Here is a 17,397-nt window from a genome sequence, read left to right on the forward strand (position 1 = left end):
ACCCGATGACAGCCTGTGGCAGCGGCTCCAGGGGTTAGTCGAGCAGGGAAATCGCGGTGGGGGCGTCGTTGCCTACCAGCGCCAGGTCTTCGAACTCGTTGACCGCGTTGATCTCGGTGCCCATGGAAATGTTGGTCACCCGCTCCAGGATGATTTCCACCACCACCGGCACCTTGTAGGTCTGGAGCATTTCCTGGGCCTGGCGCAGCGCCGGCTGGATGTCCTTGGGTTCGAACACCCGCAGGGCCTTGCAACCCAGGCCTTCGGCGACCGCCACGTGGTCGACGCCATAGCCGTTGAGTTCCGGCGCGTTGAGGTTGTCGAAGGACAGCTGCACGCAGTAGTCCATGTCGAAGCCGCGCTGGGCCTGACGGATCAGCCCCAGGTAGGAGTTGTTCACCACCACATGAATGTAGGGCAGGTTGAACTGGGCGCCCACCGCCAGCTCTTCGATCATGAACTGGAAGTCGTAGTCGCCGGACAGCGCCACCACCTTGCGGCTTGGATCGGCCTTGACCACGCCCAGGGCGGCGGGAATGGTCCAGCCCAGTGGTCCAGCCTGACCGCAGTTGATCCAATGGCGCGGTTTGTAGACGTGGAGGAACTGGGCGCCGGCAATCTGCGACAGGCCGATGGTACTGACGTAGCAGGTGTCTTTGCCGAACACCTGGTTCATCTCTTCGTAAACCCGTTGCGGCTTGACCGGCACGTTGTCGAAGTGGGTCTTGCGGTGCAGGCTGGCCTTGCGCTGCTGGCAGTCATTCAACCAGGCACTGCGGTCTTTGAGTTTTCCGGCGGTTTGCCATTCGCGGGCCACTTCCAGCAGCACGGTCAGGGCGCTGCCGGCATCGGAGACGATGCCCAGGTCCGGGGTGAATACCCGGCCGATCTGGGTCGGCTCGATGTCCACGTGAATGAACTTGCGGCCTTCGGTATAGACGTCCACCGAACCGGTATGGCGATTCGCCCAGCGGTTGCCAATGCCCAGCACCACGTCGGATTTGAGCAGGGTGGCGTTGCCATAGCGGTGCGAGGTCTGCAGGCCAACCATGCCCACCATCTGCGGGTGATCATCGGGGATGCTGCCCCAGCCCATCAGGGTTGGAATTACAGGAATGCCGGTCAGCTCGGCGAACTCCACCAACAGCTCGCTGGCATCGGCGTTGATCACGCCGCCGCCGGCCACCAGCAACGGACGCTCGGCCTGGTCCAGCAGGGCCAGGGCTTTCTCGGCCTGGACTCGGGTCGCGCTTGGCTTGGCCAGGGGCAGTGGCTGGTAGGCCTCGATATCGAATTCAATTTCCGCCATTTGCACGTCGAACGGCAGGTCGATCAGCACCGGACCGGGACGGCCGGAGCGCATTTCATAGAAGGCTTTCTGGAAGGCGTAAGGCACCTGGCCCGGTTCCAGTACGGTGGTGGCCCATTTGGTCACCGGCTTGACGATGCTGGTGATGTCCACCGCCTGGAAGTCTTCCTTGTGCAGGCGGGCCCGAGGCGCCTGGCCGGTAATGCAGAGAATCGGAATCGAGTCGGCCGAGGCGCTGTAGAGGCCGGTGACCATGTCGGTGCCGGCCGGTCCGGAGGTGCCGATGCACACACCGATGTTGCCGGCCTTGGTGCGGGTGTAGCCCTCAGCCATGTGCGAGGCGCCTTCGACGTGGCGAGCGAGGACGTGATCGATGCCACCAACCTTCTGCAGCGCGGAATACAGTGGGTTGATGGCGGCACCCGGGATGCCAAAAGCGGTATCGACCCCTTCGCGGCGCATCACCAGAACGGCGGCTTCGATTGCTCTCATTTTGCTCATGGTTTTGTGCCTCTTACGTTTTATAATTGTATACAAGTGGCTTTGCGCAAAGTGTATTCATGGCGAGCGACGCAGGTCAATTGATTTTCTTGAACTGCAGTTGCTTTTGCGTAAGCCCCTATGAACCGGCGTCCATTTGTCGCACGTACCGATTTTTGCGATTTATTGTATACAAAATACAAGTTCATTGTGTTCTATTTGCTGTATCGGACTTCTCCTACAAGAAGCTTCCCTCGGGCTTTCTCAATAACAAGATAAGGACGGCACCCATGAGCGCTTTAACCTTGAAAGTCGCAGTCAACCTGGCCAATCAGGCCATCAGTGCGGGGCGCCAGATCAGCGCGGCGCCCTTGACCATCGCCGTGCTGGACGCCGGCGGGCATCTGGTGGCCCTGCAACGAGAGGACGGCGCCAGCCTGCTGCGTCCGCAGATCGCCATTGGCAAGGCCTGGGGGGCGATCGCTCTGGGCAAGGGCTCGCGCCTGCTGGCCCTGGACGCGCAGCAGCGCCCGGCATTTATCGGGGCGTTAAATGGCTTGGGGCAGGGCAGTGTGGTGCCGGCACCGGGCGGGGTGCTGATTCGGGATCAGGCGGGGGTGGTGATGGGGGCGATCGGCATCAGTGGCGATACCTCGGACATCGATGAGCAATGCGCAATCAGCGCGATCGAAGCTCAGGGCCTGGCGGCGGACGCCGGCGTCAGCGCGTAGCCCTCAACCTCGGGGCCCTGGCCTGTCGCCGCAGCCGAGCCCGCGAAAAGCTGTCAGGCGTCGGCAGGTTCCAGTGCAGCAACCAGAAGGGACGCGCAGCGCCGTCAACGGTCCGGTTCGCAGCCCTTGAGCACCAGGCGAATGATGGTCTGCGCCGCGGCTTCGTAGTCGTCTTCGTCGAGCTTGGGCTTGCCGGTGACCACCGAGATCTGCCAGTCGAAGTCGGCGTAGGTCTGGGTTGCGGCCCAGATGCTGAACATCAGGTGGTTGGGGTCGAGCGGGGCGATCAGGCCGCGATCGATCCAGGTCTGGATGCATTCGATATTGTGCTTGGCCTGGGCGTTGAGCTGTTCCACTTGCTCCGGGCTCAGGTGCGGCGCGCCATGCATGATTTCGCTGGCGAACACTTTGGAGGCGAACGGCAGGTCGCGGGAGATGCGGATTTTCGAGCGGATGTAGCTGCTGAGCACTTCGCTGGGCACGCCATCGGCATTGAACGGCGTGGAGGCCTGGAGAATCGGTTCGATGATGCTTTCCAGCACCTCGCGATAGAGATTTTCCTTGGACTTGAAGTAGTAGTAGACGTTGGGCTTGGGCAAGCCGGCCTTGGCGGCGATGTCGCTGGTCTTGGTCGCTGCAAAGCCCTTGTCGGCAAACTCTTCACTGGCGGCCCGCAGGATCAGTGCTTTATTGCGCTCGCGGATGGTGCTCATAAACCGGGGGGTTCCTTGCCTGTTCGGGCGGTTGCGCATGGTAGCACCGGCATCGCGCGAGGCTCAAGAATGCCTGTTGGCCGCGGTTTTCCTGCGCCGGGCAGGGGGCGCCCGATGCCGGGCCCACCCCGTCCACGGGGGCGTTCCATGGTGAAAAGGTCACGGATCAGTCGGGTGGATGGGGCATCGCTTGTCGTTTCCGGGAGGGGGCTGCTTGCGCGATCTCGCGTGTCGCGCGGTGAGCGCGTTATGCTTCGCGCCTTATTTCACGCGGGGAAGCCTGGCCCATGGCAGGAAGCAGTTTGCTGGTTTTGATTGACGACATCGCCGCGGTACTCGATGACGTGGCCTTGATGACCAAGTTGGCGGCGAAGAAAACCGCCGGTGTATTGGGCGACGATCTGGCGCTGAACGCCCAACAGGTTTCCGGGGTTCGCGCCGAGCGGGAGATTCCCGTGGTCTGGGCCGTGGCCAAGGGTTCGTTCCGTAACAAGTTGATCCTGGTGCCGGCGGCCTTGGCCATCAGTGCGTGGGCGCCGTGGCTGGTCACGCCATTGCTGATGCTCGGCGGCGGCTATCTGTGTTTCGAGGGCTTCGAGAAACTCGCGCACCAATACTTGCACCCGGCCGAGAGCGCCGCTGAACACCAGCAAACCCTGCAGGCGTTGGCCGATCCCCAGGTGGATCTGGTGGCCTTTGAGCGGGCCAAGATCAAGGGGGCGATCCGTACCGACTTCATTCTTTCCGCGGAAATCATTGCCATCACCCTAGGGACGGTCGCGGGGGCGTCGCTGAGCCAGCAAGTGGTGGTGCTCTCGGGGATCGCCATCGTCATGACCGCCGGCGTTTATGGCCTGGTGGCGGGCATCGTCAAGCTCGATGACTTGGGGTTGTGGCTGGCACGGAAGCCTGGCGCTTTGGCCAAGAGCGTCGGCGGGGCGATCCTGCAGGCGGCGCCGCTGATGATGAAGAGCCTGTCGGTGATCGGCACCGCGGCGATGTTCATGGTCGGCGGCGGGATCCTGACCCACGGTATTCCTGCGCTGCATCATTTGATCGAAGGTTGGGCTGAACGCAGCGCCGGGGCCATCGGCGTGGTGTCGGTGATCATGCCGACCCTGCTTAATGCGCTTGCCGGGATTGTCGCTGGCGCGGCAGTGCTGCTGGTCGTGACCTTGCTGGGCAAGGGCTGGCGCGCTCTACGTGGTTGAAGGGTGATGTGGCGAGCGGGTATCGAGCCGGCCACCGACAAGGTCGGTGGCGGCGGGCGAAACGCTGCAGGTCCAGCCTCCATCGAGCGGGGGCTGGGAAGGGGCTATTCGGCGATCTGCAGCTTGCGCGATTCGGTGTACACGTAACGCACCTTTTCGTATTCGAAAGGCGAGTTCAACTGGCCGTAACGGAAACTGGTCTGGTAGCGCTTGTCGACGACCCGCAGGCCCCAGATTTCCGGGTGATCCTCGCTGACTTTGGCGACGTTGAGGAAGTTGATCGCCGACTCCGCAGTGTAGTCCACTGCTAGTCCTGCGGTGTCCCGCAAGTTCGAAGGGCCAAGGATCGGCAGCACCAGATAGGCCCCACCGGGCACGCCATAGAAGCCCAAGGTCTGGCCAAAGTCTTCGCTCTGACGTGGCAGCCCCATCCGGGTGGCCGGGTCCCACAGGCCGGCAACGCCAATGGTGGTGTTGAGCAGCAAGCGCGCGGTGGTTTTCATCGAGCGCTGGCCTTTGAACTGCAGCAGGCTGTTCACCAGGTTGGGTACGTCGCCGAGGTTGTTGAAGAAGTTGCTGACCCCGCTGCGCAGGAAGTCTGGCGTCACATAGCGGTAACCATCCACCACCGGCAGGAACACCCACTGGTCGAAGCGGTAATTGAAGTGGTAGACCCGGCGATTCCAGGACTCCAGCGGGTCGTAGATGTTCAGGGCGTTGAGGGTCGAGCGCTCGAACTCGCGCTGGTCCAGGCCCGGATTGAACTTGAGTTGCTTCAGCGGTTCGGTGAAACCGTCGGCATCTGGAACGCTGGGCGTAGTGGTTTTGCTGTTGTCGGCCTGGGCATAGCCTGTGCAGAGTAACGCCGCGATAAGCAGAAGATGTTTAGCCACGGAAGAACTCCAGCATGGCGTCGCTGTTGACGCGGTAGTTGAGGTTGCCGCAGTGGCCGCCATGGGGGTAGACGGTCAGGCGGTCGCCGAAGGTTTTGCGCAGGAACCCCAGGTCCCCGGGGCCGAGGATTACGTCATCGGCGTTGTGCATCACGGCAATTTTCGGGCTGTCCTTGAGGTAATCCTGGAGGGCGTAGAGGCTCACCTGGTCGACCAGTTGCAGCAGGCTGCCGCCGTCGGTGCGTGCGCGCCACATCGGGATCACTTGTTCGGTCAGGTAACAGTCGAAATCGCATTGCAGGGCGCGCTTGAGAAACGGCGTCAGACTGGTGCCTTCGCGGATCGGGTACTTGGGCGGGGTGATCAGGCCGCGCCGGTTGATCAGGTCCGAGGTGAAGGCAATGTCCGCAGCCGAGAAGCGGAACGAGGTGCCGATCAACATCGCCATCTGTTCGTTGCTCAAGTGCTGCTTGGACTGCTGGAAGTCATAGAGCAGTGCGTCGTTGAGGTCGATGTAGCCCTTCTGTTTGAAGTAGCGGGTCAGTTTGCCCAGCACCAATTCGTAGAAGGTGGTGCTGTTGTTGATGCCCTTGACCTCGGTCTGTACCAATCTGTCGAGGTTGGTGACTGAGGTGTAGAGGTTGACCGGCGGGTTGAGCAGCAGGACTTTCTTGAAGTTGAAGCTGCGCCGGGTTTCATCCAGCTTGCTGACGAACGCCGCGTCCAGGGCGCCCAGGCTGTAGCCGGTGAGGTAGAACTCGGTGATCGGCAGCTTGGGATGCTGCGCCCGCACGGCCTGCATGACCCGGTACATGTCTTCGGCGTCTTCCTGGGTGACACCGGGTGTGGCGAAACGCGAAGCGGCGCTGATGAAGTCGAAGCTGGTGGGCGAGGATAACTGCACCACGTGATAGCCGGCCTTGTAATAAAGCTTCTTCAGGTATTCGTTGAGGCTGCTGTCGTAGCGCGCCCCGGTGCCGGCGATAAGGAAAATCAGCGGCGCGGCGTGGTCCTGGGTGGCGATGCGGTAGGTGAGTTTTTTCACCGCCCAGAAATTGTCCGGCAGGATGAACTCGCGCTCCGGCCGCAGGTTCAGACTGTGGTCGGATTGATTGATGTCATCGTTGGAAGGCAGTTCCGGGCGTAACTCGGGCGGTGTGGTGGCGATGGTGGCTTCAAAGGGGTTGGTCAACGGATAGCCATAGGTGGCAGGGTCGACGTCGACCGCCAGTGCGGACGCACTCAGGATAAGGCCACCGAACAGGGCAGCGAAGCGCAAGGAACGAAGCATGACTGTATCCCTAGAAGGAAGGTGCCGAAAGAGGTTCGCAGGGTATGACCACCGCGCTGCTGCCGAAGTGCCATGGTTGGCCGCAAATAACGCCTGTGACGGGGGGAGAAGGGATAATGGTAGGCGGACGATACAGGTTACCGCTATTTGCTGAACAGCAATCTGTGCATCCTGCTTGCCAAGCATCCTTGGGCGATTATGCTGGGCGCCGTTTTGATTGTTTGGAGTGTTCCATGTCCCGCCGCCTTCCGTTGATTCTGCTGTTTATCGTCCTGGTGCTGTGGTTGGCCGCCAGTTATGGCCTGCGCTACGGCTTCATGGAGGAGGCACGGTGGGTGGGCGTCTGTGCCGATGACGCCAGTCGTTGGGAATGCTCGTTGCGCTCTAGCCTGGGCTGGATGATTCATTTCAAAGTGTTGGGTTGGAGCGCCTTGGCGGCGGCGTTGCTGGGCTTCGTGGTGCCTGCTCGTGCTGGCTGGAGCCTGGCGGTGCTGGCCTTGTTGATCGGTCTGCCGGCCTTGGCGCTGTACAACACCACGTTGGCGGTATTTGCCGTGGTGATTTCGGCATTGCGCCTGGTGCGCGCCAGTCACCGATAGCCACGGTTTTTTGCCGCCGCTACCGGTGGTTGTTCAGGCGACGCGCGCCCGCAGGCTGCGCCACATTGCGGCCACCATCAGCAGGCTGACCGCAGCCCAGCCCCAGGCTTGTGGGTTGGCCAGGCCTTCCTGATACAGCTGTGGAGCAATGCCGGCGCCGACGATAAAGGTCAGCAGGGCGACCTCGCGGCGCGGAACCCGAACCGGGCGGCACAGGTAGACCAGCGCTGGCAGCAGTAAGGCGGCGCTGGGGAAGCTGCGATATCGCGGGTCGAACACCAGCTCCAGCATCATCACTGCCGCGGCGAAGCCAGCTGTTGCCAAGAGCCAGCCGGCACGTTTCTCCAGGGCATTGAAGGCGCGTTGGCGCCAGCCTTGGTGAGGGCTCAAGCTCAGTGCCCCATGGGCCAGGACCAGCAGATTCAGGCCTAACAGCAGTGCAGCCCAGCACCATTCGCCGGCAAAGCGACTGGTGACCCGTGCCAGTTCACCCCAGGTGCCAATGGCGCAAGCGGCCAGGGCGCCCAGCAGCGGCAACAGCAGCGCCGCGCGGTGATTGCGGACGCGACCGCCCAGTACCAGGGTGGCAAGGAAAATCAGCGTGCCGACCGCCAGCCAGAACGGCCAGCCAGGCAGGTTGGATACCGGGCCTGCGAGAATGCCCTTGTCCTGACGATCCGCGTCGAACAAGCCCCAGTAGCCACCAACCGCGCCTTCGCTGGCACGTTTCCAGGGTTGGTCGAAGGCTTCGATCAGGTTGTAGTGCCAGCCGTTCTGCTCCGCCAGGGCAACAAAGCCGCGTATGAATTTGGCTTCGTTGACCCGGCTGGGCAGGGCGGTTTCGCGCTGGCGGCCTTCACTGGGCCAGCCGGTTTCGCCGATCAGCACGTCTTTGGGGGCGAAGCGGTTGCCGAACACTTGGCGTACTTCGGCCACGTGGTTCAAGGCCGCGTCGATGTTCGAGGGATCATCTTCCCAGTAGGGCAGCAAGTGGATGGTCAGGAAGTCCACGGCCGGAGCGATCTGTGGATGCTTGAGCCAGAACTCCCAGACATCGGCGTAGGTCACCGGTTGCTTGACGTGGGCCTTGACCTTGAGGATCAGTCGCGCCAGTTGCGGGCCGGTGATCTCCTTGCGCAGCAGTGCTTCGTTGCCGACGATCACCGCGCTGACCACGTCCGGGTTGGCGTTGGCTGAAGCGATCAGCAGGTCGACCTCTTTTTCGGTGGCCATCGGGTTGCTGTTGACCCAGGCACCGATCATCAACTTCAGGCCGTGCTTGCGCGCTAGCTCAGGCAGCGCCTCAAGGCCGGTCATCGAGTAGGTGCGGATGCATGTGAAGCGGGTAGCCAGTAACGCCAGGTCGGCGTCCATGCGCTCGGGGCGCAGTTTGAGTGGTTGGTCGAAGGGCGACTGGTCTTTGTCAAACGGTGTATAGGACGCGCATTGCAGCTTGTGGCTGGCGCTGGCGACATCCGCTAGCTGTACCGGTTGGCCGAGGCCGTACCAGTAGCCGCCAAGGGCCAGCAAGCCAAGCAGGCAAGCGAATAGATAAGCAAGGGTGGGAAAGCGTGCGGTGGCGGGCATGGTTGGGCCGTAGTGGAACAAAGCCGGGCATCTTACCCGCATTTGTTCGCAGTCTGGCGGCCGGCATGATTTTGACATGCAAAGTCCAGGCAGGCCTGTTTTCCCGTTAGGAAAAGTGCTCGGTGGCTGGCGATATGATGTCGCTGCTTGTTACCTTGAGGTCGCAGTCAGAGCAGGTCGCGGATGATCGCAGGTTGATGATCGAAGCATCAGTACTCCGCTGATGATCGAGCATGTTTGCGGTGAGGCGTGAAGGGGGCGCTGTGCACCATAACCTTACGTTGGCGTGCCCGGCATCCGCCTGGCACTGCACTTTTCGGGGAAATAACGATGAAGATGCGACGAATCTTAGGCGCAGGTGCCGCAATGGTGCTTGCCGTCAGTTCCAGTTTGGCCAGTGCTGACAGCAAGACCCTGAGCATCGGCTACGTAGACGGTTGGTCAGACAGCGTGGCGACCACCTACGTGGCGGCGGAGGTGATCAAGCAAAAGCTCGGCTATGACGTCAAGCTGCAGGCGGTGGCGACCGGCATTATGTGGCAGGGCGTGGCCACCGGGAAACTCGACGCCATGTTATCGGCCTGGTTGCCAGTGACCCATGGTGAGTACTGGGCCAAGAACAAAGATAAAGTGGTCGATTACGGCCCCAACTTCAACGACGCCAAAATTGGCCTGATCGTGCCTGAGTACGTCAAGGCTAAGTCCATCGAAGACCTCAAGACCGACACCAGCTTCAAGAATAAAATCGTTGGCATCGACGCAGGTTCCGGCGTGATGCTCAAGACTGATCAGGCGATCAAGGATTACGGACTGGACTACAAGCTACAGGCCAGTTCCGGGGCCGCGATGATCGCTGAGCTGACTCGCGCCGAAGAGAAACATGAATCCATTGCCGTGACCGGCTGGGTGCCGCATTGGATGTTTGCCAAGTGGAAGCTGCGTTTCCTCGACGATCCGAAAGGTGTATACGGCGCCGCCGAAACCGTTAACAGCATCGGCAGCAAGGGGCTGGAGAAGAAGGCGCCGGAAGTGGCGGCGTTCCTGAAGAAGTTCCAGTGGGCGTCGAAAGACGAAATCGGTGAAGTCATGCTGGCCATTCAAGACGGTACAAAACCGGATGTGGCGGCCAAAGAGTGGGTGAGCAAACACCCGGAGCGGGTTGCCGAGTGGACCGCTAAATAATCACAAAGCGTCTAGATCAATGGTCTTGGGGCCGCCCGCTGAAGCCAGTTGGCGGCCTTGCCGTTTGTGGGAGGAAAACCTGCCGCCCGCACTAATCTCGTTCTAATACTAAGGTCGTCTGGAACCTGTCTCGTAGCCGCATAGAGTGGATTGTGTTCTACCTAAAATCTGTGCTGCGAGGATAAAAACAATGAACGACAGCATTTACCTCTCGATTCAAAACAGCCCGCGTTTCAAGGAGCTGGTCAGTAAACGAGAGCGGTTCGCCTGGATTCTCTCGGCGATCATGCTTGGGCTTTACGCGGGTTTCATTCTATTGATTGCTTACGGCCCCCACATCCTGGGAGCCAAGATCAATCCCACCTCATCCATCACCTGGGGCATTCCCATTGGTGTCGGCTTGATTGTCTCGGCCTTCGTCCTGACTGCTATCTATGTACGGCGCGCAAACGGTGAGTTCGACGACCTGAATAACGCGATTCTGAAGGAGGCTCAGCAATGATCCGACGTCTATTCGCAGTTCTGGGTCTTGCCGCTTTCGCTCCAGCCCTCTGGGCCGCTGACGCGTTGACAGGTGAAGTTCACAAGCAACCCCTCAACGTGTCGGCGATCCTGATGTTCGTGGTCTTCGTCGGCGCTACCTTGTGCATCACCTACTGGGCTTCCAAGCGCAACAAGTCGGCTGCCGATTACTATGCGGCGGGCGGCAAGATCACGGGTTTTCAGAATGGCCTGGCGATTGCCGGCGACTACATGTCGGCGGCGTCCTTCCTGGGGATTTCCGCGCTGGTATATGCCTCTGGCTATGACGGCTTGATTTACTCCATCGGCTTTTTGGTGGGCTGGCCGATCATTCTGTTCCTGATCGCTGAGCGTTTGCGGAACCTGGGCAAGTACACCTTTGCCGACGTGGCGTCCTACCGCCTCGGGCAGACCCAGATTCGCACCCTGTCGGCCTGTGGTTCGCTGGTGGTGGTGGCGTTCTACCTGATCGCCCAGATGGTGGGCGCTGGCAAGCTGATTCAGTTGCTGTTTGGCCTCGACTACCATGTCGCGGTTGTGTTGGTGGGTATCCTGATGTGCCTGTATGTGTTGTTCGGCGGCATGCTGGCCACCACGTGGGTACAGATCATCAAGGCGGTGTTGCTGCTCTCCGGTGCGTCTTTCATGGCGCTGATGGTGATGAAGCACGTCAACTTCGACTTCAGCGCGCTGTTCTCCGAGGCCGTCAAGGTTCACCCTAAAGGTGAGGCGATCATGAGCCCGGGTGGCCTGGTGAAAGATCCGATTTCGGCGTTCTCCCTGGGATTGGCGTTGATGTTTGGTACTGCCGGTCTGCCACACATTCTGATGCGCTTCTTCACCGTGAGCGATGCCAAAGAGGCCCGTAAGAGCGTGCTCTACGCCACAGGCTTCATTGGTTATTTCTATATTTTGACCTTCATCATCGGCTTTGGCGCGATCCTACTGGTGAGCACTAATCCGGACTTCAAGGACGCTGCTGGCGCCTTGCTGGGTGGTAACAACATGGCGGCGGTGCACTTGGCCAATGCAGTAGGCGGTAGCGTGTTCCTCGGCTTCATCTCGGCGGTGGCTTTCGCCACCATTCTGGCGGTAGTGGCGGGCCTGACCCTGGCAGGTGCTTCGGCGGTGTCCCACGACCTCTATGCCAGTGTGGTCAAGAAGGGCAAGGCCAACGAGAAGGATGAGATTCGCGTTTCCAAGATCACTACCGTGGCCTTGGGCGTGTTGGCCATCGGCCTGGGCATTCTCTTCGAGAGCCAGAACATTGCGTTCATGGTGGGCTTGGCGTTCTCCATCGCCGCCAGCTGCAACTTCCCGGTATTGCTGCTTTCCATGTACTGGAAGAAGCTCACTACCCGTGGCGCCATGATTGGCGGCTGGATGGGGCTGGTGAGTGCTGTGGCGCTGATGGTGCTCGGTCCGACCATCTGGGTGCAGATCCTGCATCACGAGCAGGCAGTCTTCCCGTATGAATACCCGGCATTGTTCTCGATGGCTATCGCCTTCGTTGGTATCTGGTTCTTCTCCATCACTGACAAGTCGACTTCGGCGGTCAACGAGCGGGCTCTGTTCTTCCCGCAGTTCGTGCGCTCGCAGACCGGCCTGGGCGCCAGTGGCGCGGTGTCGCACTAAGCTCGTCCTGTGTGTCGGCTTCTATATAGAAGCTGTGTAATAGCAAAATGCCTCGGTCGAAAGATCGGGGCATTTTTTGTCTGCTCGTCCTGTTCAGATACCCTCGACTGCGGGCGCAGCGATAGTCGAGATGCAAGGAGCTGGTGTGCCTGCGAAGGCTTATTCGAGGGGGTGGCAGGGCTGCGGGGTTCTTCGCCGGCAAGCCGGTTCCGACAGGGTCTAGGTGAGGGGAGGGGGCAGAAACAAATACGACCTCTGTTAGAGGCCGTATCCGGTGCAGCTAAGACATGTGCGCAAGGCAGGTCTTACTTGCGGTCTTCCAGTTTGGTGATGTCGCGCGATTCGTAGCCGGTGTACAACTGACGAGGACGGCCGATCTTGTAAGGGCTGGAGAGCATTTCTTTCCAGTGGGAGATCCAGCCGACGGTCCGCGCTAGAGCGAAGATCACGGTGAACATGCTGGTCGGAATGCCAATCGCCTTGAGAATGATGCCCGAGTAGAAGTCGACGTTCGGGTACAGCGAGCGTTCGATGAAGTACGGATCGGTCAGGGCAATCTCTTCCAGGCGCATGGCCAGTTCGAGTTGTGGGTCGTTCTTGATGCCCAGTTCTTTCAGGACTTCGTCGCAGGTCTGCTTCATTACGGTGGCGCGTGGGTCGCGGTTTTTATACACGCGGTGACCGAAGCCCATGAGCTTGAACGGATCGTTCTTGTCCTTGGCTTTGGCGATGAACTTGTCGATGTTCGAAACATCGCCAATTTCGTCGAGCATGGTCAGCACGGCTTCGTTGGCGCCGCCGTGAGCCGGCCCCCAAAGGGCAGCGATGCCGGCAGCGATACAGGCGAACGGATTGGCGCCCGAGGAGCCTGCCAGACGCACGGTGGACGTCGAGGCGTTCTGTTCGTGATCGGCATGGAGGATGAAGATCCGGTCCATTGCCTTGGCCAGCACCGGGCTGATCGGTTTGATCTCGCACGGAGTGTTGAACATCATGTGCAGGAAGTTCTCCGCGTACGACAGGTCGTTGCGCGGGTACATCATCGGCTGGCCCATGGAGTACTTGTAAACCATCGCAGCCAGGGTTGGCATCTTGGCCACCAGGCGCACGGCGGAAATTTCGCGGTGCTGCGGGTTATTGATGTCCAGGGAGTCGTGGTAGAACGCCGACAATGCGCCGACTACGCCACACATCACCGCCATTGGGTGAGCGTCACGGCGGAAACCGTTGAAGAAGGTCTTCAGCTGTTCGTGAACCATGGTGTGGTTCTTTACTGTGCTGACGAACTGGGCCTTCTGTTCGGCGGTAGGCAATTCACCGTTGAGCAGCAGGTAACAGGTTTCCAGATAGTCCGACTTTTCAGCCAGTTGTTCGATCGGGTAGCCGCGGTGCAGCAGAATGCCGTTGTCGCCGTCAATGTAGGTGATTTTCGACTCGCAGGAGGCGGTCGACATGAAACCCGGGTCAAAAGTGAAGCGGCCCGTGGCCGTCAAGCCTCGAACATCGATAACATCGGGACCAACGGTGCCGGTTAAAATGGGCAGCTCGACGGGGGCTGCGCCCTCGATGATCAACTGCGCTTTTTTGTCAGCCATGTGGCCTCCTATTTATGCTTGAAATCATCAGACAGACCCCCCACGCAGGGCCCGCACCACTATAGTGAGATAAATCCGAATGTCAATTTGCCTAAAGTCTTGTCCCAGAAGGCTTTGGGAGGGTTTTTTGTGCGAAATTCAGTGCCATTTACGCCTTTTATAAGGCTAACGCAATGAGCTATTAGGGGAAGGGGTTTGCGTTGTCATTAGTAGCCTAACTGTCTATACTCGGCCACCGACCTCCATAGGCTTCTGGGCCCGTTTTGATGGGGGTCGCACTCCCTGGGTAGTGGTTACCTGACCAGTGCACTCCCCAACAACTTTGCCCTGATTGTTAGGGGCTCTTCAGTGTGAAAAAAAGCCGTGAATAGCCAACGACCTGTAAACCTAGACCTAAGGACCATCAAACTCCCCATCACCGGCGTTACGTCGTTTCTCCACCGTGTTTCCGGCATCATCCTCTTCCTGGGTATTGGCATCATGCTTTACGCATTGAGCAAATCCCTGGGTTCCGAGGAAGGTTATGCCGAGGTGAAGGCGTGCCTGACCAGTCCGCTGGCCAAATTCGTTGCATGGGGCCTCTTGTCCGCCTTGCTGTATCACTTGGTGGCCGGTGTGCGCCATCTGATTATGGACATGGGCATCGGTGAGACGCTGGAAGGCGGCAAGCTGGGCTCGAAAATCGTTATCGCCGTATCCGTGGTGGTAATCGTTCTGGCGGGAGTTTGGATATGGTAACCAGCGTTACGAACCTGTCGCGTTCGGGCCTTTATGACTGGATGGCACAACGTGTGTCTGCGGTCGTTCTCGCGGCTTATTTCATTTTTCTGATCGGATACCTCGTAGCGAACCCGGGCATTGACTACGCACAGTGGCATGGCCTGTTCGCAAACAACTGGATGCGTATTTTCAGTCTGCTGGCCATGGTTGCTCTGGGCGCTCACGCCTGGGTGGGCATGTGGACCATTTCGACGGACTACCTGACGCCAATGGCGCTGGGCAAGTCGGCGACAGCAGTACGTTTCCTTTTCCAGGCAGTATGCGGCGTCGCGATGTTCGCTTACTTCGTCTGGGGTGTGCAGATTCTCTGGGGTATCTGATTCATGGCTAACATTCCAACCATTTCTTTCGACGCCATCATCATTGGCGGCGGCGGCGCCGGCATGCGTGCTGCACTGCAGTTGGCCCAAGGTGGTCACAAGACTGCCGTGATCACCAAGGTGTTCCCGACCCGTTCGCACACTGTGTCTGCCCAGGGCGGCATCACCTGCGCGATCGCCTCGGCGGATCCGAACGATGACTGGCGCTGGCATATGTACGATACCGTCAAGGGTTCCGACTACATCGGTGACCAGGACGCTATCGAATACATGTGTCAGGAAGGCCCGGCCGCGGTTTTCGAACTGGACCACATGGGGCTGCCGTTCTCCCGTACTGAAACGGGTCGTATCTACCAGCGTCCTTTCGGCGGTCAGTCCAAGGATTACGGCAAGGGCGGCCAGGCAGCTCGTACCTGCGCAGCGTCCGACCGTACCGGTCACGCACTGCTGCACACCCTTTATCAGGGCAACCTGAAAGCTGGTACCACCTTCCTCAACGAGTGGTACGCAGTCGATCTGGTGAAGAACCAGGATGGCGCCTTTGTCGGCGTGATCGCGATCTGCATCGAAACCGGCGAAACCACCTACATTCGCTCCAAGGCCACCGTTCTGGCTACTGGCGGTGCGGGTCGTATCTACGCTTCCACTACCAACGCCCTGATCAACACCGGTGACGGTGTGGGCATGGCGCTGCGTGCCGGCGTTCCGGTGCAAGACATCGAAATGTGGCAGTTCCACCCGACCGGCATCGCCGGCGCTGGTGTACTGGTAACCGAAGGTTGCCGTGGTGAAGGTGGTTACCTGATCAACAAGCATGGCGAGCGTTTCATGGAGCGTTATGCTCCGAACGCCAAAGACTTGGCAGGTCGTGACGTTGTTGCGCGCTCCATGGTCAAGGAAATCATTGCCGGCAACGGCTGTGGCCCGAATGGCGACCACGTGATGCTCAAGCTTGATCACCTGGGCGAGGAGGTGCTGCACAGCCGCCTGCCTGGTATCTGCGAACTGTCCAAGACCTTCGCCCACGTTGACCCGGTGGTTGCTCCGGTTCCCGTTGTTCCAACCTGTCACTACATGATGGGCGGTGTTGCCACCAATATTCATGGTCAGGCGATCACTCAGAACGCTGCTGGTGAAGACACCATCATCCCTGGCCTGTTCGCAGTGGGTGAAGTGGCTTGCGTATCGGTACACGGTGCCAACCGCCTGGGCGGCAACTCGCTGCTTGACTTGGTGGTGTTCGGTCGTGCAGCTGGTCTGCACCTGGAAAAAGCGCTGACCGACGGTATCGAATACCGCGATGCCAGCGACACCGACGTCGACGTTGCCCTGAACCGTCTGGCCAAGCTCAACGAGCGCACCACCGGTGAAGACGTTGCCACCCTGCGTCGCGAGCTGCAGAACTGCATGCAGAACTACTTCGGTGTATTCCGTACCGGCGAGTACATGCAGAAGGGTATTGCCCAGTTGGCTGACCTGCGCGAGCGTATCGCCAACGTCAAGATCAACGACAAGTCTCAAGCGTTCAACACTGCACGTATCGAGGCACTTGAGCTGCAGAACTTGCTGGAAGTGGCTGAAGCCACTGCCGTCGCTGCCGAAGTGCGTAAAGAGTCCCGCGGCGCTCACGCCCGTGAAGACTTTGAAGACCGTGACGACGAAAACTGGCTGTGCCACACCCTGTACTTCCCGGGTGAGAAGCGCGTTGCCAAGCGTGCGGTCAACTTCTCGCCGAAGACTGTTCCGACTTTTGAACCAAAAGTCCGGACTTACTAAAGGGTGATCGATATGTTGCAAGTTGAAGTTTATCGTTACAACCCTGACACCGACTCGGCTCCGAAAACCCAGGTTTTTCAGGTAGACACCGGTGGCAAGGACTTGATGGTGCTGGACGTGCTGGCGCTGATCAAAGAGCAGGACGAGGGTTTCTCCTATCGTCGCTCTTGCCGTGAAGGTGTTTGTGGTTCCGATGGCATGAACATCAACGGTAAGAATGGTCTGGCGTGCATCACGCCGCTGTCTGCCGTGGTCAAGAATAACAAGCTGGTTGTTCGTCCGCTGCCAGGTTTGCCGGTTATTCGTGACTTGGTCGTCGATATGAGCATCTTCTACAAGCAATACGAGAAGGTGAAACCATTCCTGCAGAACGATACGCCGGCTCCGGCCATCGAGCGTCTGCAGTCCCCTGAAGAGCGTGAAAAGCTTGACGGTCTGTACGAGTGCATTCTGTGCGCTTGCTGCTCGACCTCTTGCCCGTCCTTCTGGTGGAACCCGGACAAGTTCCTGGGTCCAGCTGCACTGCTGCAGGCTTATCGCTTCCTGGCAGACAGCCGTGACACCAAGACATCCGAGCGTCTGGCTTCGCTGGATGACCCGTTCAGCGTATTCCGCTGCCGGGGGATCATGAACTGCGTCAACGTCTGTCCCAAAGGCCTGAACCCGACTAAGGCCATCGGTCACATTCGTAACATGCTGCTGCAGAGCGGTGTGTGATTCAGCTGTTGTACCCGTAGGACCGCTGTACCCGTAAAAGCCAAGGCGCGGGCTTC

16 protein-coding genes are annotated in these 17,397 nt (G+C 59.6%); 10 read left to right on the top strand and 6 right to left on the bottom strand.

The genetic code is table 11. The features are described 5' to 3' along the window. Positions 1-34: 34 nt before the first annotated feature. Positions 35-1,810 carry a glyoxylate carboligase gene (gene gcl, locus PLD_RS23675; protein ID WP_159897076.1) on the bottom strand — a complete coding sequence of 592 codons (1,776 nt, stop codon included), beginning with the start codon at positions 1,808-1,810 and terminating at the stop codon, positions 35-37. A 269-nt stretch (positions 1,811-2,079) separates the two neighbouring features. On the opposite strand from gcl, the gene PLD_RS23680 reads away from it, so the two are divergent. After that, on the top strand, positions 2,080-2,520 hold the full coding sequence (locus PLD_RS23680; RefSeq protein WP_159897078.1) for a heme-binding protein: 441 nt from the start codon (positions 2,080-2,082) through the stop codon (positions 2,518-2,520). A gap of 104 nt (positions 2,521-2,624) precedes the next feature. On the opposite strand, the gene PLD_RS23685 is transcribed toward PLD_RS23680, so the two are convergent. After that, positions 2,625-3,233 carry a TetR/AcrR family transcriptional regulator gene (locus tag PLD_RS23685; protein WP_159897080.1) on the bottom strand — a complete coding sequence of 203 codons (609 nt, stop codon included), beginning with the start codon at positions 3,231-3,233 and terminating at the stop codon, positions 2,625-2,627. Positions 3,234-3,520: 287 nt separating this feature from the next. Here PLD_RS23685 and PLD_RS23690 point away from each other — a divergent pair, with 287 nt between their 5' ends. After that, entirely contained in the window at positions 3,521-4,444 is a 924-nt protein-coding gene (locus tag PLD_RS23690; protein WP_159897082.1) for a DUF808 domain-containing protein, read from the top strand. 104 nt (positions 4,445-4,548) lie between these two features. On the opposite strand, the gene PLD_RS23695 is transcribed toward PLD_RS23690, so the two are convergent. Together PLD_RS23695 and PLD_RS23700 are read right to left on the bottom strand one after the other, a co-directional pair. Then, a complete protein-coding gene (locus PLD_RS23695; RefSeq protein WP_159897084.1) occupies positions 4,549-5,337 on the bottom strand; it encodes a VacJ family lipoprotein in 789 nt (262 codons plus the stop codon). After that, complete coding sequence (locus PLD_RS23700) at positions 5,330-6,628, bottom strand: serine/threonine protein kinase (protein WP_159897086.1); 1,299 nt, start codon at positions 6,626-6,628, stop codon at positions 5,330-5,332. Before PLD_RS23700 ends, PLD_RS23695 begins: the two co-directional genes overlap by 8 nt. Positions 6,629-6,861: 233 nt before the next feature. Here PLD_RS23700 and PLD_RS23705 point away from each other — a divergent pair, with 233 nt between their 5' ends. Then, complete coding sequence (locus tag PLD_RS23705; protein WP_159897088.1) at positions 6,862-7,227, top strand: hypothetical protein; 366 nt, start codon at positions 6,862-6,864, stop codon at positions 7,225-7,227. A 33-nt stretch (positions 7,228-7,260) separates the two neighbouring features. On the opposite strand, the gene PLD_RS23710 is transcribed toward PLD_RS23705, so the two are convergent. Then, positions 7,261-8,856: a beta (1-6) glucans synthase gene (locus PLD_RS23710; RefSeq protein WP_178116202.1), complete on the bottom strand. Its 1,596-nt coding sequence runs from the start codon at positions 8,854-8,856 to the stop codon at positions 7,261-7,263. Between the two features lie 288 nt (positions 8,857-9,144). Here PLD_RS23710 and PLD_RS23715 point away from each other — a divergent pair, with 288 nt between their 5' ends. The 3 genes from PLD_RS23715 to PLD_RS23725 all read left to right on the top strand — a co-directional run bounded on the left by PLD_RS23715 (position 9,145) and on the right by PLD_RS23725 (position 12,153). Further along, positions 9,145-9,996 (top strand): glycine betaine ABC transporter substrate-binding protein, encoded by an 852-nt coding sequence (locus PLD_RS23715; RefSeq protein WP_159897092.1) that lies wholly within the window; start codon positions 9,145-9,147, stop codon positions 9,994-9,996. A 190-nt stretch (positions 9,997-10,186) separates the two neighbouring features. Continuing rightward, a complete protein-coding gene (locus tag PLD_RS23720) occupies positions 10,187-10,498 on the top strand; it encodes a DUF485 domain-containing protein (RefSeq protein ID WP_159897094.1) in 312 nt (103 codons plus the stop codon). Next, positions 10,495-12,153, top strand: coding sequence for a cation acetate symporter (locus PLD_RS23725; protein ID WP_159897096.1), 1,659 nt, complete (start codon positions 10,495-10,497; stop codon positions 12,151-12,153). Before PLD_RS23720 ends, PLD_RS23725 begins: the two co-directional genes overlap by 4 nt. A 305-nt stretch (positions 12,154-12,458) precedes the next feature. Here PLD_RS23725 and gltA read toward each other — a convergent pair whose 3' ends face one another. Next, positions 12,459-13,748 carry a citrate synthase gene (gene gltA, locus PLD_RS23730; RefSeq protein ID WP_159897098.1) on the bottom strand — a complete coding sequence of 430 codons (1,290 nt, stop codon included), beginning with the start codon at positions 13,746-13,748 and terminating at the stop codon, positions 12,459-12,461. 363 nt (positions 13,749-14,111) lie between these two features. On the opposite strand from gltA, the gene sdhC reads away from it, so the two are divergent. From sdhC to PLD_RS23750, 4 genes are read left to right on the top strand one after another with little or no spacing between them, the layout of a single operon-like run. Next, a complete protein-coding gene (gene sdhC, locus PLD_RS23735) occupies positions 14,112-14,486 on the top strand; it encodes a succinate dehydrogenase, cytochrome b556 subunit (protein ID WP_011060048.1) in 375 nt (124 codons plus the stop codon). Beyond that, a complete protein-coding gene (gene sdhD / locus PLD_RS23740) occupies positions 14,480-14,848 on the top strand; it encodes a succinate dehydrogenase, hydrophobic membrane anchor protein (protein WP_159897100.1) in 369 nt (122 codons plus the stop codon). The genes sdhC and sdhD overlap by 7 nt, the downstream gene beginning before the upstream one ends. 3 nt (positions 14,849-14,851) lie before the next feature. Then, a complete protein-coding gene (sdhA, locus tag PLD_RS23745) occupies positions 14,852-16,624 on the top strand; it encodes a succinate dehydrogenase flavoprotein subunit (protein ID WP_159897102.1) in 1,773 nt (590 codons plus the stop codon). Between the two features lie 12 nt (positions 16,625-16,636). Further along, positions 16,637-17,341: a succinate dehydrogenase iron-sulfur subunit gene (locus PLD_RS23750; RefSeq protein WP_038581011.1), complete on the top strand. Its 705-nt coding sequence runs from the start codon at positions 16,637-16,639 to the stop codon at positions 17,339-17,341. Positions 17,342-17,397 lie beyond the last annotated feature (56 nt).

The organism is Pseudomonas sp. LD120 (assembly GCF_009861525.1).
Classification (GTDB): Bacteria; Pseudomonadota; Gammaproteobacteria; order Pseudomonadales; family Pseudomonadaceae; genus Aquipseudomonas.

Bases quoted from the DNA above. Each gene is read 5' to 3' on its own strand.
- gcl (WP_159897076.1), bottom strand. From the start codon at position 1,810: ATGAGCAAAATGAGAGCAATCGAAGCCGCCGTTCTGGTGATGCGCCGC.
- PLD_RS23680 (WP_159897078.1), top strand. From the start codon at position 2,080: ATGAGCGCTTTAACCTTGAAAGTCGCAGTCAACCTGGCCAATCAGGCC.
- PLD_RS23685 (WP_159897080.1), bottom strand. From the start codon at position 3,233: ATGAGCACCATCCGCGAGCGCAATAAAGCACTGATCCTGCGGGCCGCC.
- PLD_RS23690 (WP_159897082.1), top strand. From the start codon at position 3,521: ATGGCAGGAAGCAGTTTGCTGGTTTTGATTGACGACATCGCCGCGGTA.
- PLD_RS23700 (WP_159897086.1), bottom strand. From the start codon at position 6,628: ATGCTTCGTTCCTTGCGCTTCGCTGCCCTGTTCGGTGGCCTTATCCTG.
- PLD_RS23705 (WP_159897088.1), top strand. From the start codon at position 6,862: ATGTCCCGCCGCCTTCCGTTGATTCTGCTGTTTATCGTCCTGGTGCTG.
- PLD_RS23710 (WP_178116202.1), bottom strand. From the start codon at position 8,856: ATGCGGGTAAGATGCCCGGCTTTGTTCCACTACGGCCCAACCATGCCC.
- PLD_RS23715 (WP_159897092.1), top strand. From the start codon at position 9,145: ATGAAGATGCGACGAATCTTAGGCGCAGGTGCCGCAATGGTGCTTGCC.
- PLD_RS23720 (WP_159897094.1), top strand. From the start codon at position 10,187: ATGAACGACAGCATTTACCTCTCGATTCAAAACAGCCCGCGTTTCAAG.
- PLD_RS23725 (WP_159897096.1), top strand. From the start codon at position 10,495: ATGATCCGACGTCTATTCGCAGTTCTGGGTCTTGCCGCTTTCGCTCCA.
- gltA (WP_159897098.1), bottom strand. From the start codon at position 13,748: ATGGCTGACAAAAAAGCGCAGTTGATCATCGAGGGCGCAGCCCCCGTC.
- sdhD (WP_159897100.1), top strand. From the start codon at position 14,480: ATGGTAACCAGCGTTACGAACCTGTCGCGTTCGGGCCTTTATGACTGG.
- sdhA (WP_159897102.1), top strand. From the start codon at position 14,852: ATGGCTAACATTCCAACCATTTCTTTCGACGCCATCATCATTGGCGGC.
- PLD_RS23750 (WP_038581011.1), top strand. From the start codon at position 16,637: ATGTTGCAAGTTGAAGTTTATCGTTACAACCCTGACACCGACTCGGCT.